At 41.7% G+C, this 14,671-nt stretch carries 17 protein-coding genes; 9 read left to right on the forward strand and 8 right to left on the reverse strand.

The window, feature by feature from the left end; all coding sequences use genetic code 11:
- The first annotated feature begins 59 nt into the window (after positions 1–59).
- From miaB to ESA94_RS00520, 9 genes are all read left to right on the forward strand, one after another.
- Positions 60–1,472: a tRNA (N6-isopentenyl adenosine(37)-C2)-methylthiotransferase MiaB gene (gene miaB / locus ESA94_RS00480; RefSeq protein WP_262708008.1), complete on the forward strand. Its 1,413-nt coding sequence runs from the start codon at positions 60–62 to the stop codon at positions 1,470–1,472.
- A 5-nt stretch (positions 1,473–1,477) separates the two neighbouring features.
- The gene (locus tag ESA94_RS00485) at positions 1,478–2,731 is read left to right on the forward strand and encodes a sigma-54 interaction domain-containing protein (RefSeq protein ID WP_205755880.1); all 1,254 of its coding nucleotides are present in this window, start codon (positions 1,478–1,480) and stop codon (positions 2,729–2,731) included.
- Entirely contained in the window at positions 2,712–3,293 is a 582-nt protein-coding gene (locus ESA94_RS00490; RefSeq protein WP_129128905.1) for an LptE family protein, read from the forward strand. Before ESA94_RS00485 ends, ESA94_RS00490 begins: the two co-directional genes overlap by 20 nt.
- Positions 3,294–3,315: 22 nt before the next feature.
- A complete protein-coding gene (locus ESA94_RS00495; RefSeq protein WP_129128906.1) occupies positions 3,316–4,320 on the forward strand; it encodes a hypothetical protein in 1,005 nt (334 codons plus the stop codon).
- Between the two features lie 3 nt (positions 4,321–4,323).
- Positions 4,324–4,659, forward strand: a complete 336-nt coding sequence (gene secG / locus ESA94_RS00500; RefSeq protein ID WP_129128907.1) for a preprotein translocase subunit SecG — start codon at positions 4,324–4,326, stop codon at positions 4,657–4,659.
- A gap of 144 nt (positions 4,660–4,803) precedes the next feature.
- Positions 4,804–5,826, forward strand: coding sequence for an endolytic transglycosylase MltG (gene mltG / locus ESA94_RS00505; protein WP_129128908.1), 1,023 nt, complete (start codon positions 4,804–4,806; stop codon positions 5,824–5,826).
- A gap of 27 nt (positions 5,827–5,853) precedes the next feature.
- Complete coding sequence (locus ESA94_RS00510; protein ID WP_129128909.1) at positions 5,854–6,825, forward strand: YihY/virulence factor BrkB family protein; 972 nt, start codon at positions 5,854–5,856, stop codon at positions 6,823–6,825.
- A gap of 32 nt (positions 6,826–6,857) precedes the next feature.
- On the forward strand, positions 6,858–7,460 hold the full coding sequence (locus ESA94_RS00515) for a redoxin family protein (protein ID WP_129128910.1): 603 nt from the start codon (positions 6,858–6,860) through the stop codon (positions 7,458–7,460).
- Between the two features lie 160 nt (positions 7,461–7,620).
- Positions 7,621–8,448 carry an SDR family NAD(P)-dependent oxidoreductase gene (locus ESA94_RS00520; RefSeq protein ID WP_129128911.1) on the forward strand — a complete coding sequence of 276 codons (828 nt, stop codon included), beginning with the start codon at positions 7,621–7,623 and terminating at the stop codon, positions 8,446–8,448.
- 20 nt (positions 8,449–8,468) lie between these two features.
- Here the strand turns inward: ESA94_RS00520 and ESA94_RS00525 are convergent, their stop codons facing one another.
- From ESA94_RS00525 to ESA94_RS00560, 8 genes are all read right to left on the reverse strand, one after another.
- A complete protein-coding gene (locus ESA94_RS00525) occupies positions 8,469–8,954 on the reverse strand; it encodes a TlpA disulfide reductase family protein (protein WP_129128912.1) in 486 nt (161 codons plus the stop codon).
- A gap of 9 nt (positions 8,955–8,963) precedes the next feature.
- On the reverse strand, positions 8,964–9,581 hold the full coding sequence (locus tag ESA94_RS00530; protein ID WP_129128913.1) for a TrmH family RNA methyltransferase: 618 nt from the start codon (positions 9,579–9,581) through the stop codon (positions 8,964–8,966).
- A 170-nt stretch (positions 9,582–9,751) separates the two neighbouring features.
- The gene (locus tag ESA94_RS21720; protein WP_164972581.1) at positions 9,752–10,363 is read right to left on the reverse strand and encodes a M23 family metallopeptidase; all 612 of its coding nucleotides are present in this window, start codon (positions 10,361–10,363) and stop codon (positions 9,752–9,754) included.
- 46 nt (positions 10,364–10,409) lie between these two features.
- A complete protein-coding gene (locus ESA94_RS00540) occupies positions 10,410–11,051 on the reverse strand; it encodes a murein L,D-transpeptidase catalytic domain-containing protein (protein ID WP_129128915.1) in 642 nt (213 codons plus the stop codon).
- 131 nt (positions 11,052–11,182) lie between these two features.
- A complete protein-coding gene (locus ESA94_RS00545; protein WP_205755881.1) occupies positions 11,183–12,517 on the reverse strand; it encodes an alpha-L-fucosidase in 1,335 nt (444 codons plus the stop codon).
- Positions 12,518–12,633: 116 nt separating this feature from the next.
- Positions 12,634–13,422: an SDR family oxidoreductase gene (locus ESA94_RS00550; RefSeq protein WP_129128916.1), complete on the reverse strand. Its 789-nt coding sequence runs from the start codon at positions 13,420–13,422 to the stop codon at positions 12,634–12,636.
- A 61-nt stretch (positions 13,423–13,483) separates the two neighbouring features.
- Positions 13,484–14,326, reverse strand: a complete 843-nt coding sequence (locus tag ESA94_RS00555; RefSeq protein ID WP_129128917.1) for an amidohydrolase family protein — start codon at positions 14,324–14,326, stop codon at positions 13,484–13,486.
- On the reverse strand, positions 14,323–14,664 hold the full coding sequence (locus tag ESA94_RS00560; RefSeq protein ID WP_129128918.1) for an L-rhamnose mutarotase: 342 nt from the start codon (positions 14,662–14,664) through the stop codon (positions 14,323–14,325). Before ESA94_RS00560 ends, ESA94_RS00555 begins: the two co-directional genes overlap by 4 nt.
- Between the last annotated feature and the right edge of the window lie 7 nt (positions 14,665–14,671).

A 14,671-nucleotide genomic window follows, 5' to 3' on the forward strand; every position in this document is an offset into this window, starting at 1 on the left:
CTTCGGGATTCTTTCGCTAACTTTGCCTGCTCAATTTGCGAATGAATATGATGGATCTGATGACAGACAACAAGGTACACGACGAAAGCCGTCAAGGTGAAGCTTATGCGCCTTTTGCCAACGACCCCAATCAATACAAAAAGAAGTTTTATATCGAAAGCTATGGCTGCCAGATGAATTTCAGCGACAGCGAAATTGTAGCCAGCATCCTCAATAGTGCGGGCTATGGTGCCACACGTGATATGGAAGAAGCCGACTTGGTTTTGCTCAACACCTGTTCCATCAGGGAAAAGGCCGAGCAAACTATCCGCAAACGCCTTACCGAATTCCGCAAAGCTAAAATGCGCAAACCCGGAATGCTGGTAGGTGTACTGGGCTGTATGGCCGAACGTTTAAAAGCAAACCTGCTGGAAGAAGAAAAGCTGGTGGATATGGTGGTTGGCCCCGATGCTTACCGCACATTGCCCGGCTTGATTGTAGAAGCAGAAGGTGGACAAAAATCGGTGAATGTATTGCTGAGCCGTGATGAAACTTATGCTGATATTTCGCCGGTGCGTTTGGAAAGCAATGGTGTAAGTGCATTTATCTCTATCATGCGTGGCTGTAATAATATGTGCAGTTTTTGCGTGGTACCGTTTACACGAGGCAGAGAACGTAGTCGTGATGCACAATCAATTGTTGCCGAAGCACAGGATCTGTTTGATCGTGGCTTTCGTGAAGTAACCTTGCTCGGGCAGAATGTAGACAGCTATTATTTTGTGGATGAAAAGAGTAATGAGACGGTTTCATTCGCCAACCTTATGGAACGTGTGGCGCTGATCTCTCCCGATCTGCGTGTTCGTTTTTCAACTTCGCACCCGAAAGATATTACCGATGAAGTGCTGCATGTAATGGCGAAGTATGAAAACATCTGCAACTATATTCATCTGCCGGTGCAAAGTGGTAACACACGTGTGCTGCAGCTGATGAACAGAACCTACACCCGTGAATGGTACATGAAGAAAGTGGATCGCATTAAGGAAATTATTCCCGATTGCGGTATCAGTTCCGATATCATTGCAGGCTTTTGTTCTGAAACGGAAGAAGAACACCAGGATACATTGAGTATTATGGATTACAGCCAATACGATTACAGCTATATGTTCTTCTACAGTGAGCGTCCGGGAACGTTGGCAGCACGCCGTTATAAAGATGATGTGCCGGAAGATGTGAAGAAACGTCGTTTGCAGGAGATCGTAGATAAGCAATACTATCTTTCATTAGACAGTAACAAACGGGATGTTGGCCGCACCTACAAAGTATTGATAGAAGGCGAAAGCAAAAAAGATGCAAATGCGTGGATGGGCCGCAACTCACAAAACAAAGTAATTGTATTTGCAAAAGAGCAGTACGATTTAAAGAAAGGCGATTACATCAATGTAACTGTAACCGACTGCACCAAAGGAACGTTGCTTGCTGTAATTGAAAAATAACAATCATGGATTTACAAACAATAAAGAACAGGTTTGGCATTATTGGTAACTCCCCCGCCCTCAACCATGCGTTGAATGTGGCAGTGCAGGTGAGTGCAACGGATTTAACGGTATTGATCAATGGAGAAAGTGGTGTAGGTAAAGAAGTGTTTTCGCAGATCATTCATTCCTTATCGGCACGCAAACACAACCCGTTTATTGCGGTTAACTGTGGTGCTATACCCGAAGGAACGATTGATTCGGAATTGTTTGGTCATGAAAAAGGTTCGTTTACCGGTGCGGTAGATACACGTAAAGGTTATTTTGAAACAGTAAACGGCGGTACTATTTTCCTTGATGAAATTGGTGAAATGCCATTGGGCACACAGGCTCGTTTGCTGCGTGTATTGGAAACAGGTGAGTTCATACGTGTAGGTTCATCGAAAGTGCAAAAGACCGATGTACGTGTTATTGCAGCTACCAATAAAGAACTACTGGAGTACACACAAACCAATAAGTTCAGAGAAGATCTCTACTATCGTTTAAATACAGTGCCCATTCGTGTACCTGCATTGCGAGACAGGAAAGAAGATATTCCACTCCTTTTCCGTAAGTTTTCGGTTGATTTTGCTGAACGTTATAAAACAACACCCGTACAACTGGAAGAGGATGCGAAAAATCTGTTAATCAGTTATCCTTTCCCCGGTAATGTGCGGGAATTGAAGAATATTGCAGAGCAGATCTCAGTTCTTTCGATCAATAAAATTGTTTCATCGAAAGATCTGACTGTGTTTTTACCCGAACGTAGCTTTAACCGTCTTCCGGTATTGGCGCATCAACAACCGGTTGCCGGAAGCGGAACAGAATTTGCCAACGAACGGGAGATTTTATACAAGCTCTTTTTCGATATGAAGCGTGATGTAACCGAGCTGAAGAAAATGTTTTTAGAAGTGTTGCAGCACGGTGGTACTGCCGTACAAATGCCTGGCAATTTTTTTAATGAAACATTGATGCCGGAACATAAGCCGATGGAAGTTGCCCCGCAACCGGTATTGAGTCCGGTGCAACCAAATCAACCAATGATCATTGGCAGCAATGGCGATATTCATGAACATGTGGAGGTGGAAGAAAGTCTCAACATCATGGATAAAGAAAAAGAACTCATCATTAAAGCACTGAAGAAACATAAAAGCAAACGTAGAGATGCTGCACTCGACTTGGGCATCAGCGAACGCACACTGTACAGAAAATTGAAGGAGTATGATATTGAAGAACTTTAATAAAAATCCAAAGTACAAAGCACAAAGTACAAAGTACGGTACTCCGCAATTTGTAAAGCTTTACAAGTTGGCAACTGTTTCGTACCTCGTACTTCTTACCTCGTACATCCTTTCCTCCTGCTATTCCTTTAAAGATGTTTCAATAGAGCCCGAAGCAAAAACGGTTCGTATCAGTTATATCGATAACCGTGCAAAAATCATCAATCCAAATCTCAGCCAACGGTTAACCGATAAACTTCGTCAGAAAGTAGTCAATCAAACAAGATTATCACAAACCAATAACGATGAAGCGCATTACGATATCAGCGGACAAATTACCGATTACTATGTAACAACATCGGGTATATCCAATCAGCAGGCTGCAACAAACCGTTTAAACGTAACGGTGCACATCATCTTTAAAAACCGTATCGACGATAAGAAAAGTTTTGAAACAGACTTTACACGCAACTTCGATTTTTCTGCAAGTCTTTCGTTAAACCAGGCCGAAGCATCCTTAACCGATCTTGTTGTACAAAACTTAACCGACGAAATTTTTAACCGCATTTTTTCTAACTGGTAACTTTTTCGTTTACTTTGCCGCAATGATGAATGCAGATGCTTTTAACCGATTGCTGCAGCAACCTTCTTTACTGAAAGAAACTTCACTTGCAGAACTCGAACAGCTGGCCTACGAATATCCATGGTTCAGCACCGCACATTTATTGGTTGCTGCAAAAAAGCAACAAAACAATGTAGCCGATACAGAACAACAATTGCAGAAAGCAGTTGCTTACACAGCTAAACCTTTATGGCTTACCAACAGGTATAAATTATTTTCAAATGCACTGGCAGGTAAAACTGCTGTTGCTGAAAAGGAAACTGTAATTGCAGACGAAAACGATGCGGCTATTGATGCAATGGTACTTGTTGAAGCTGAAGATACACGGGAGAAAGTTGAATTTGCAGAAGATGAAACTGCCTACGATGCGGCAGTAGTGCTCGATGCCGAAGCTGAAATAGAAACTGCAAAATTGCTGGAAGATGCCGAAGCTGAAGCGGCCGCCGAAGCCATGATCGCAGCAGATGCAGAGCGTGAAGTGGCCGACTTTATTGAAAAAACAGATGCAGAACTGGCTGCTGATGCCGCAATTGAAAGTGCAGATGCACAGGATGCAATGCAGGAATCGATCAATAAAATAATAACTGCAACCCCTGCCCCTGCTGCACAGCCGCTGGAACCGGTGTTTACCTTCGAACCTTTTCATACTGTTGATTATTTTGCTTCGCAGGGAATTAAACTCACAGAAGACCGTCTTGGTAACGATGTATTGGGCAACCAGGTAAAAAGCTTCACCCAATGGCTCCGTTCAATGAAGAAGATCTATGTTGAAGAGAAGAAACAACTCGACTCGAACGAAGAAGAACGGGTTGTAACCAAGGCTACCGAAAGCAACCAGCAGGAAGATGTTATTACCGAAACAATGGCCGAAGTACTGGCTAAACAAGGCCGAAAGGCGCAAGCCATTGATTTGTACAGTAAATTAAGTTTGCTGCATCCCGAAAAAAGCGTTTATTTTGCCTCCCGTATTGAAGAATTAAAACAATAAACAATGACTTGGTTATTCATTATACTGGTAGTTTTGGCCAGTGCATTATTAGGATTCGTGGTGTTGGTACAAAACCCGAAAGGCGGTGGCCTCAGTGGTTCTGTTGCCGGTTTCAGCAACCAGTTTATGGGTGTTAAACAAACAACTGATGTATTGGAAAAAGGTACCTGGTTATTTGCAACCATCATTGCGGTTCTTTGCCTTGTATCTTCTTTATTCATTTCAGAAGTTGAGGGTTCAGGTGGTTCAGGCAACCTCGATAAAGTGCCTGCAACACAACAAAGCCGTCCTGCAACAAACAACACAACTGTTCCTGCTGCGCCAGCACAACAGAAATAATTGTAAAAATATTTTACGAAACCCCGGCCTTGCGTCGGGGTTTTTTGTTTTATTTTGAAAACGGACGAAACGATCGCTTGTCGTTCGTTTATGGCATAATAATTTCTCTAAGACCAATGCTCTGAATAAACCATTATCTCTCAAATGAAAAAAGTTATCGGCTATAGTTTTCTAATTCTTTCTCTTATCGCCTTATTTTTTGCATGGAAGTTCTTCGGCAGTGCTACTGCATTTAAAGACTCAAAAAAATATCTCTACATCTACACAGGCAACGCCAATCAAAAAGCGGTGATGCAATCATTAAAGGATTCCGGCTTTTTAAAAAATCCGGCGTTGTTTGAAACAGTTGCCGGTCGTTTAGATGTGTGGGAGCGTTTACGTCCCGGTAAATATGAAATTGAAAAAGGAAGCAGCCTGTTTACACTTGCACGCAAGCTGCGTAACGGTTCGCAAACTCCGGTTAACCTCGTTATAACCAAACTGCGTACAAGAAACGATTTTGCAGGATTGGTCGGCCGCAAATTCGAATCGGACTCAACAGCGATGTTGCAGTTTATGAACAGCAATGATTCGTTGAAGAAATTTGATCTGGATACAAATACAGTAATGACGACTGTATTTCCCAATACCTATTCCCTGCTTTGGAATTCGGAACCGCAAAAGATATTCCGTAAGCTGAATGAACAACGTACAAAATTCTGGACGACTGAACGCAAACAAAAAGCAGCAGCACTTGGATTAACCACAGCCGAAGTGCATACGCTTGCATCGATTGTTGAAGAAGAAACCTTACGCAACGATGAAAAGCCAACTGTTGCCAGTGTATATCTTAATCGTTTAAATAAGGGAATGAATCTTGGTGCCGATCCTACAGTAAAGTTTGCAGTTGGTGATTTCAGTTTAAAGCGCATTCTTTTTGGTCACATTAATTCAACTGCTTCATCGCCGTACAATACGTATCGTAACAAAGGGCTGCCTCCCGGACCAATCTGTACACCATCTGAAAAAACCATTGATGCTGTTTTGAATGCTGCTAAAACCGATTACCTGTTCTTTTGTGCAAAGCCTAACGGCAACGGGTACCATGCATTTGCATCGAACGATATTGAGCACGCAAAAAATGCCAAAACTTACCAGCAATGGCTCGATAGTTTAAACATAAAATAAGCACTAAAACAAGTACTTTCGGCCTGCATGACCTTTGGTGAATTTATATATCAGCTGCCTCTTGTCCGCTCGGTGATCCGTTTCAGTAAGCGTTTTCGTCCACCCGGTTTCGAAGGTGTAACCTTGTATGAAGTAACCAATTTCTTTGTACGCCAGATTCAACAAGGGCGTTTAAATCAACGTGCTGCTGCCATTTCATTCAACTTTATTATGGCACTTCCCCCAGCCTGTATCTTTTTGTTTTCGCTGGTGCCTTTGTTTCCCATTGCAGATCAGTTTTATTACGAAGTCAATTCGTTTGTACGTGATCTTACGCCAAACGCTGCAACAAGAGATATTGTAGAAAATTTTTTGGATGATTTTTTTAAGCGACCGAAAAACAGTTTGCTTTCTCTCGGTTTCCTTACATCGTTATATTTTTCTTCCAATGCTGTGTTGGGAATCATTCACAGTTTTAATCAGTCAATACACGAGGTGGAAAGCAAAAATTTCTTTGCCTATCGCTGGAAAGCGATCCGCTTAACATTTGTGATCATTTTCATCTTTATTGCCAGCATGCTGCTCCTGATTACACAGGGTGCATTGTTTAACTGGTTGCTGGGATTGTTAAATATTGATAATGCATTTGTAAAATGGCTCATCATTATTTTACGGTGGGTGGTAATTATCGGCCTGTTCTTTTATTCCATTGCATTTATTTACAAGCATGCACCTTCGGTTGAGAAAAAATGGAAACTCATCTCCCCGGGTTCTATTGTTGCATGCCTGCTTATTATTTTGTTTACGTTCCTGTTCTCGTTCTGGATCAACAATTTTGCAGCCTATTCTATTTACGGATCAATCGGTACGATCCTCATCCTCATGATCTTTATCAATTTTATTTCACTGGTATTGTTAATTGGTTTCGAATTGAATTTAAGCATCAAACTCCTGAAACGGCAGAGCGATAAAAGGCTGAAAGAAGAGATAAGCGGTGCTGTAAAAGACCTGCAATCGTAGTAACTTTAATACACACTTAAACAGATATTGATATGAAAAAGATCCTTTTTTCAGCTGTTATAGTAATGGCAGCTTTCGCATTTACTGCTTTGCCCGAAGAGTTAACCATCGGCAGCAGCATTCCCAATGCAAATAAAAAAATGAAGGATATTTCCGGTAAGGAATATTCGTTCAGCGATGTGAAAAAGAAAAACGGACTGCTTGTGGTGTTCAGTTGTAATACATGTCCCTGGGTGATCAAAAACCAGCAGGTAGCTGCTGAAGGTTATGGTTATGCGCTGGGTAAGGAAGTTGGTGTAATTGTGTTGAATTCAAACGAAGCAAGCCGTGGCGATGGCGATTCGCAGGAAAAAATGAAAGAATATGCAAAAGCACAGGGTTATAAATATCCTTATGTAATGGATGATAACAGTACAATGGCCGATGCATTTGGTGCACGTGTTACACCTGAATGCTATTTGTTTGATAAGGATATGAAGCTGGTTTATCATGGTGCAATTACCGATAATCCAAAGACTCCATCAGAAAGCACACGTGATCATTTAAAAGTAGCGATTGATGAAATCGTAGGTGGTAAAGATGTGAGCATGAAAACATCAAAAGCAATGGGCTGCGGTATTAAGCGTAAATCATAACAAAAAAGATTCACTTATAACAAAAACCTGCTACGGATGAAAACCTGGCAGGTTTTTTCATTAAGACATAGTTGTCGTATCTGACCCTTATAATGTCGCTTTCGTACTTGTATGATCAGGGGCAGTGATTTTAACTTTAGGAAACTTAAACTCATATGTTATGTTGCTGAAAAATAAGAATACAGTTATCTATGGAGCAGGCGGATCATTAGGTGGTGCTTTTGCAAGGGCGTTTGCAGATGCAGGCGCAACGGTGTTTTTATCAGGTCATCATATAGAACCGGTGCAACAACTTGCCGATGAAATAAACACCGCAGGTGGAAAGGCATTTGCAGCAGAAGTTGATGCTATGAATGAAGAGCAAGTAAATAAATACCTGACGGGATTAGTGGCAGATGGGCATAGCATCGATATTTCATTTAATGCCATTGGCTGGAAAGACGTACAGAATTTCCCGTTAACGGAAATGGAGTTGGCCGATTTCATGCGGCCGATCAACATTTCGACGCAAACAAATTTTATTACTTCTACTGCTGCGGGCAGAGTCATGTCGAAACAAGGCACAGGTGTTATTCTTTCTTTAACTGCAACACCCGGCGGTATTGGTTATCCTAACACCGGTGGTTTCGGTGTGGCTTGTTGTGCGGTGGAAAGTTTTTCACGCAACCTTGCATCGGAATTGGGTGTGCATGGTGTGCGGGTGGTGAATATCCGTTCAGGTGGTTCTCCCGATTCAAAAGTATTCAAAGAAGCGATTGATGCGGGTGGAGAACTGGTTCCTGAATTTTTGAAGAAGTTAAGAGACGATACAATGCTGAAAAAACTTCCGCTGATGAAGGATGTTGCTAATACAGCTGTGTTTCTTGCATCAAATATGGCTGCTACAATTACCGGTTGTACCATTGATGTTACAGCAGGCACTACGGCTGCAATTAATTACGATGTAACACAAATAGCATTCTTAAAAGAGAGAAATACGTTCGGGTAGTTTGAGCGATGTAAAGTTATTTAATTAATACCGGCAGCAAGTTTCACTTCTCTCTCTACATCTTCCGGTTTCATCTCTGCTTCCACAAATTTGCGGTAGCCTGTTTTTTTATTGATGAATAAGGTGGCCGGCATGGAGCCTGTCCATTTTGGATCGATACGTGGACAAAACTCATCGGGCTTTTCTTCATCCAGCCAAACGATTTCGGCTGTGTATTTCCGTTTATTGGCAAAATCACGAATACGTTTTGGATAATATTCTTCAAAATCAAGACTCACCAGCAACAACTTTACATTTTGCTTTTTGTATTTGTTGGTGATGCTGTGAAAGTAAGGTAACTCAGCAATGCAAGGCCCGCAGAATGTTGCCCAGAAATTAATAACGAGTACAGAATCGTTTGTATCAGCATATTGCAACAAGTCATCCATTTTCCATCGTTTGATGGGTTGTGCGTCTGCTGCAACAAAGATCATTGCAAGTATTGCTGTTAGTAAGAAGTTTTTCATTTATTAAAGTTACTGCTCTTCTTTGTTAATGGCTTCCAAATCATCGGCCCTGAAACCCCATTCATCCAATAGTGTGTTAAACGTTCCATCATCCAATCGTTGCTGATCGTAGTGGCCTGCATTCTTCTTTTGTCGCATCGCTTCATAAATACTCACCGCACACGCAACAGAAATATTGAGCGATTGAATAATGCCCATCTGTGGAATAATAAAATTACCATCAGCCATTGCAATGATCTCCTCACTTACACCTGCATGTTCATTCCCAAATACCAACGCCACACTTTCGGTAAAATCAATTTCATGCAAACTAACAGCATCGCTGCTTAGATGTGTGGTGTAAATTTTTTTGTATTTCTTACGCAAGGCTGCAAAGCATTCTTCTGCACTTTCAAACTGATGAACGGTTAACCATTTGGCAGCACTGGATGAACTTCTTGCTCCCCATTTTTTGTGTCGGGGAATTTTATTCGTCAATACATACACTTCCTGTATGCCCACCGCATCGCAGGTACGCATTACTGCAGAAATGTTGTGTGGATCAAACACATTTTCCAACACAACTGTAAGATCAGGTTGCCGTTTGCGTAATACAGATAGTAATCGTTCTCTGCGTTCTGTAGTCATGCCACGAAAATAAGGGAATTTGCAGCCGCAGCGTGGGTTAAGAAATAGAAACGCTGATAACACGGATGCGACGGATTAACACTGATTAAATCTATGTTTCCGTGCTTACGTGGTGTTTTTTCTTCTTGGTGTTCCTTTGCGTCTTAGGGTCTTGGTGGCGCTATCTTTCTTTACTTTAGGCGTTTATATTTCTTAAACGGTCGCAGATACTTCGCCCCTTTTCTTGTTTGAAAACGTGTACCGATCTGGCGCCAATTGCCACGCTCCGATCGCCATACAATAAAATGCAGATGCGGAAATGCCGTATAACCTGTGTTGCCGCTATAACCAATGAGTTGACCTTGCTGCACAGTATCACCCACATTCACCACAGCACCGTTGTATTGCAAATGCCAGTAACCCGAACGTGTACTATCGTTGTGGTTAATGATGATGTTATTGCCATATTGCCTGTAATGCCCATCGAGTCCGCCTTTATCACCATCTTCTTTCACCCGCATAACAACCCCGCCTCTTGCTGCATAAATGGCTGTTCCTTTTTTCATCTTAAAATCAAGTGCTGCTCTGTTGCGATGTGTAAACCTGCTGAAATATCCCTGCACCAACCGGTGTTTATCAGCAACTGCAAACGGAAGTGAATACACATAACTGCTGTCGTCTTTGATCTTTCCTTTTTGCAAAGCACGGAAACGAACGGCTTCGGCACTTTTGTTGACAGCACAGCTGCTGAACAAAAACAAGATGCAGCATGTAGCAATAAGGTACAAGGTTGGTTTGTACATAGAGTACAAATTTAAGGGTTGCATTTATTTGGTAGCAACCCTGTAGTTACGATTCATAGATCCACAACAGAACAGGTTCCTTTGACTTATTGATGATCGTTTTTAACTCCTGCAGAAAGCCCGGTGCAACAGTTGGACAACCATCACTCTGACAAATTTCTGAGAATGTTTTTTCTTCCGGCACACAGTCATGTGCATGCAACACCACAAACCGTTTAAATGCATTGTTGTTTGATGAATCAAGTCCATGAAGTTTGTAAGCCAACCCAAACCGGCCGTTATAAGCGTTGCCGACTTTATATTTTCCTAAGGATGTACAACCACAGCCCGGCTCGTTGCCATATCGTCTTCCAACCAGCCAACGTTCATTGCAGCGGCCATGAGTAACTACACCGGAACGGATGACCGAATCTGCTTTCAGATCATAAACAAAAAAACGTTCCTCTCCCGAACGGATCTTCATATCAATCAAAAAACAAACTTGCTGGTTATAGTTGTTTCTTTTTATGAATTTCCTGGCGATGCCTGCTTTTGTAAGCAATGCTTTTACGGCTGTGTTTTCCGTATCGTCTTTCTTTAGTTCTTTATTGATGTTAACGGATGATGGTTGGGTCGTAACATTCTTGTAGAAATAGTAAACTGTTGCAGCCAGTAGTGCACAAAACAGCAGGATGATGGTTTTCTTCATGTAATTGTTTGAGGAGGAGATGCAGCCGGGTTATAAATCCATACCATCAAACGTTGTATAAAAACAGAACAGCATCTGCAAAACTCTTTTTCACAAAAGCTTTACAAATGCTGTCCGGTTAATGCTGTTTACTATTGTAACTGCAGCTCTAAAATGGTATCAACATTATCCCAACTGATACCGTTCAAATAGATGAACGTTCCTTCGGGTTGTTGTTTGAATTTTACTTCGGTCTTTCCATCAAACGTAGTGGTCTTTTTGATCTTTTGTTTTAATTCAGGAATGAAAATATAATCGCCTTCTTGTTTTTGCAGAATATGCATGTACACTGTTTTGCCTTTTTGTGTAAAACCACCCCAGTTCTTTGGCGTTGTGATCGCTCCTCTTGTACCATACACTGTTGATCCGTATTGCTGCAGCCATTTGCCCATCAAAGCCAGTGTATCTGTAAACTCCTGTTGAATAGTACCATCAGGCATGGGGCCAACATTCAATAAAAAATTGGCATTGTAGCAAGCAGCCTTTACCATGTATTGAATAAGATTCTTTGATGTTTTGTAATTACGATCGGTAATATTGAAACCCCAGCTGTCGTTCATGGTCTCGCATGTTTCCAATGGAAGTTGCGAAACGGATTGTCCGCCAAAGCCGGTCGTATTGTGACCGGGAAGATCTTTTTCAAATGCCTGGAAATCTTCACCGGGTATTGGTAAGAGATGATGATTGTTGCTGATGAGGCATTGCGGTTGCAGACGATGAATGAGTTCATAAATTTCATCGTAATGCCAGTTCACTTTCGACTTGAGTGTTTTGTCAACATCATTATCCAGTTGATCCCAATGTCCATCGAACCAGATACCGGAGATTTCACCATAGTTGGTAAGCAGTTCAGTCAACTGTGCTTTCATAAAACGGATATAACTTTCCCAATCGCTTTTTTGTTTGCGGCCAGTTCCCTTTCCTGTTTTACCAGTTTCGTATTGATAGTCGGTGCGGTACCAATCGAGCAACGAATAATAGCAATAGAGTTTGATGCCTTGTTTATGACATTCATCGGCCAATTGTTTCAATGCATCTTTTGCATAAGGCGTCTTGGTGATCTTCCAATCGCTTTGCTTGGTATCCCAGTTACTGAAACCATCGTGATGACGTGTGATGAAAGTGATGTACTTCATGCCCGCCGCTTTTGCAGTGGCAACCCATTTTGCTGCATCAAAATTCTGCGGATTAAAAATGTTGATGAGACGATGGTATTCCTTCACTTGGATGTTACGGTTATTCATCACCCACTCACCATGACCAAGCACACTTGATGCACCCCAGTGAATAAACATCCCAAACTTATCATTTTGAAATTCTTCCCGTGCAGCAAGATTTGTTGCAGAAGGTGTATACGTTTGGGCAAAGGAACTACTAACTATGCTCAGCATTGCATAGCAGGTAAACAGCAATCGAAACAGTTTCATGTTTTATGATTTAAAGATTGATTACAAACAGCGGGTTCGCCACGAAGGCTCAAAGTCACTAAGAAGCACAAAGAAAACAGTTCAGCTTTTGTTTTCTTTGTGCCTTATTAATAAGATCATGCATTCGCCATTGCTCTGTCGAGATGCACATAACCACCATCCACATAGATCAACTGACCGGTTGTGTGACTCGATACAGGCGATAATAAAAACACCGTCATGTTCGCTATTTCCTCAGCAGTGGTAAAGCGTTGTTCAAACGGTATTTTGGAAGTGATCTCTTTTAATTTCTCTTCGGGGTTTGGCAATGTTTTGATCCATTTATCATACAGCGGAGTATAACATTCGGCCACCACCAATGCATTTACACGAATTGAATATTTCGCCAACTCAACAGCCCATTCTCTTGTCAACGCATTACGTCCGCCGTTTGCAGCAGCGTAAGCGGATGTATTTCCTTGTCCTGTCTCAGCCGTTTTGGATGTGATGTTCACAATGCTGCCTTTTGATTTTTTTAATTCAGGCAATGCAAAATGCGCCATCAAGTAATAGTGCACCACATTCTTATGCAGACTTTCCATGAAACGTTTATAATCGCCGCTTTCCAAACCAACACCATCATTCACACCGGCGTTGTTGATGAGTCCATCAATACGGTTGAATTTTTCGATCACAGCTTTTACTGCTTTCTCACATTCTTCCGGTTGCGATAATTCAGCAACTACCTGCCATGCTTTACCACCGGCAGCTTCCACTTCTTTTACTGCAAGTTGATTGTCTGCTTCGCTTCTGCCAACAATAACAGGAATGGCACCTTCTTTTGCCAATACATCTACAATGCCTTTACCGATGCCTTTTGCACCGCCTGTTACGATGACTACTTTATCTGCTAACTGGAGATTCATTTTTATGAGTTATGAGTGATGAATAATGAGTTGTGAATGCTTCTAAATATTCGGATATTGATTATAGTTGATAAAATTTGATAGCATTGCTGCTGAAAACTTTTTCCTGTTCTTCTTTTGTAAATGATGAAAAATATTCCTGCACGGTTTCGATCCATCTGTTGTACGATGATGCAACTAAACAAACAGGCCAATCGCTGCCAAACATGATACGGTCGATACCAAAGCATTCTACAACTACATCAAGGTATGGTTTCAATTGATCTGCAGTCCAGCTCTTCCAATCGGCTTCGGTTACCATGCCGCTGATCTTGCAATACACATTGTTGTGTTCAGCCAGTTGCTGCATGCCTGCTTTCCATCCGATAGCTATCGGATCATCGATCTTTCCGTCTTTGATGTATGGTTTGGCTGCATGATCAACAACAAATCGTTGTTGCGGAAATTGCTCCACTAATTGCAATGCTGCTTCAAGATGATGTGGAAAGATGAGAATGTCATAAGCAAAACCAAACTGATCGAGTTTGCTGATACCATTCAGAAAATCTTTTTGCAACATGAACGAAGGCTCTTCGCCCTGCAATACATGACGAAAGCCAACAAGTTTTTCAAACTGCATGTAATGTCGCAAACGGTCTTCAATTTTATCACTCCGCAGATCCACCCAGCCAACAATACCTTTGATAAAATCGTTCTTTGCAGCCAGCACAATTAACCAATCTGTTTCTTCTTCTGTCTGATTGGCCTGCACTGCCACACAACCCTGCACCTTGTTTTCATTCAGCACAACAGCCAGGTCGCCGGGTAAAAAATCTCTGCGTATCACCTGCATGTCATCGTTGATCCAACTGTAATTCACCGGATCATATTTCCAGAAATGCTGGTGTGTATCAATGATCGTCATGAAGAATGTTTTAAGTCAAACATTTTTTTCATCAACATCCACTTCTCTCCTTTCTTCGCCGTGGGCAATGCCTGCTGGTAATTCCACATCAGCGTTTCCCACTCCTGTACTTTTTCACTGGAGGCATCTGCGGCTGCTTTCGCTTCAAACGAAAACGCATCATTTGTTTCCATGATCATGAACAATCTGTTTTCGATGCGATAGATCTCCATGCTTACAATTCCTGAGTCTTTGATCGATGCTTCGATCTCGGGCCAGATGCGTTCATGATACTGCTCGTATTCTTCAATAAGTGTTGGATCATTTTTTAAATCAACAGCAAGGCAATAACGGTTCATTCAAATA

The organism is Lacibacter luteus (assembly GCF_004118265.1).
Classification (GTDB): Bacteria; Bacteroidota; Bacteroidia; order Chitinophagales; family Chitinophagaceae; genus Lacibacter; species Lacibacter luteus.

Coding starts and splice junctions, on each gene's coding strand:
- miaB (WP_262708008.1), top strand. CDS start 60: ATGACAGACAACAAGGTACACGACGAAAGCCGTCAAGGTGAAGCTTAT.
- ESA94_RS00520 (WP_129128911.1), top strand. CDS start 7,621: ATGTTGCTGAAAAATAAGAATACAGTTATCTATGGAGCAGGCGGATCA.
- ESA94_RS00550 (WP_129128916.1), bottom strand. CDS start 13,422: ATGAATCTCCAGTTAGCAGATAAAGTAGTCATCGTAACAGGCGGTGCA.
- ESA94_RS00545 (WP_205755881.1), bottom strand. CDS start 12,517: ATGAAACTGTTTCGATTGCTGTTTACCTGCTATGCAATGCTGAGCATA.
- ESA94_RS00540 (WP_129128915.1), bottom strand. CDS start 11,051: ATGAAGAAAACCATCATCCTGCTGTTTTGTGCACTACTGGCTGCAACA.
- secG (WP_129128907.1), top strand. CDS start 4,324: ATGACTTGGTTATTCATTATACTGGTAGTTTTGGCCAGTGCATTATTA.
- ESA94_RS21720 (WP_164972581.1), bottom strand. CDS start 10,363: ATGTACAAACCAACCTTGTACCTTATTGCTACATGCTGCATCTTGTTT.
- ESA94_RS00555 (WP_129128917.1), bottom strand. CDS start 14,326: ATGACGATCATTGATACACACCAGCATTTCTGGAAATATGATCCGGTG.
- mltG (WP_129128908.1), top strand. CDS start 4,804: ATGAAAAAAGTTATCGGCTATAGTTTTCTAATTCTTTCTCTTATCGCC.
- ESA94_RS00495 (WP_129128906.1), top strand. CDS start 3,316: ATGATGAATGCAGATGCTTTTAACCGATTGCTGCAGCAACCTTCTTTA.
- ESA94_RS00485 (WP_205755880.1), top strand. CDS start 1,478: ATGGATTTACAAACAATAAAGAACAGGTTTGGCATTATTGGTAACTCC.
- ESA94_RS00510 (WP_129128909.1), top strand. CDS start 5,854: ATGACCTTTGGTGAATTTATATATCAGCTGCCTCTTGTCCGCTCGGTG.
- ESA94_RS00525 (WP_129128912.1), bottom strand. CDS start 8,954: ATGAAAAACTTCTTACTAACAGCAATACTTGCAATGATCTTTGTTGCA.
- ESA94_RS00490 (WP_129128905.1), top strand. CDS start 2,712: ATGATATTGAAGAACTTTAATAAAAATCCAAAGTACAAAGCACAAAGT.
- ESA94_RS00530 (WP_129128913.1), bottom strand. CDS start 9,581: ATGACTACAGAACGCAGAGAACGATTACTATCTGTATTACGCAAACGG.
- ESA94_RS00560 (WP_129128918.1), bottom strand. CDS start 14,664: ATGAACCGTTATTGCCTTGCTGTTGATTTAAAAAATGATCCAACACTT.
- ESA94_RS00515 (WP_129128910.1), top strand. CDS start 6,858: ATGAAAAAGATCCTTTTTTCAGCTGTTATAGTAATGGCAGCTTTCGCA.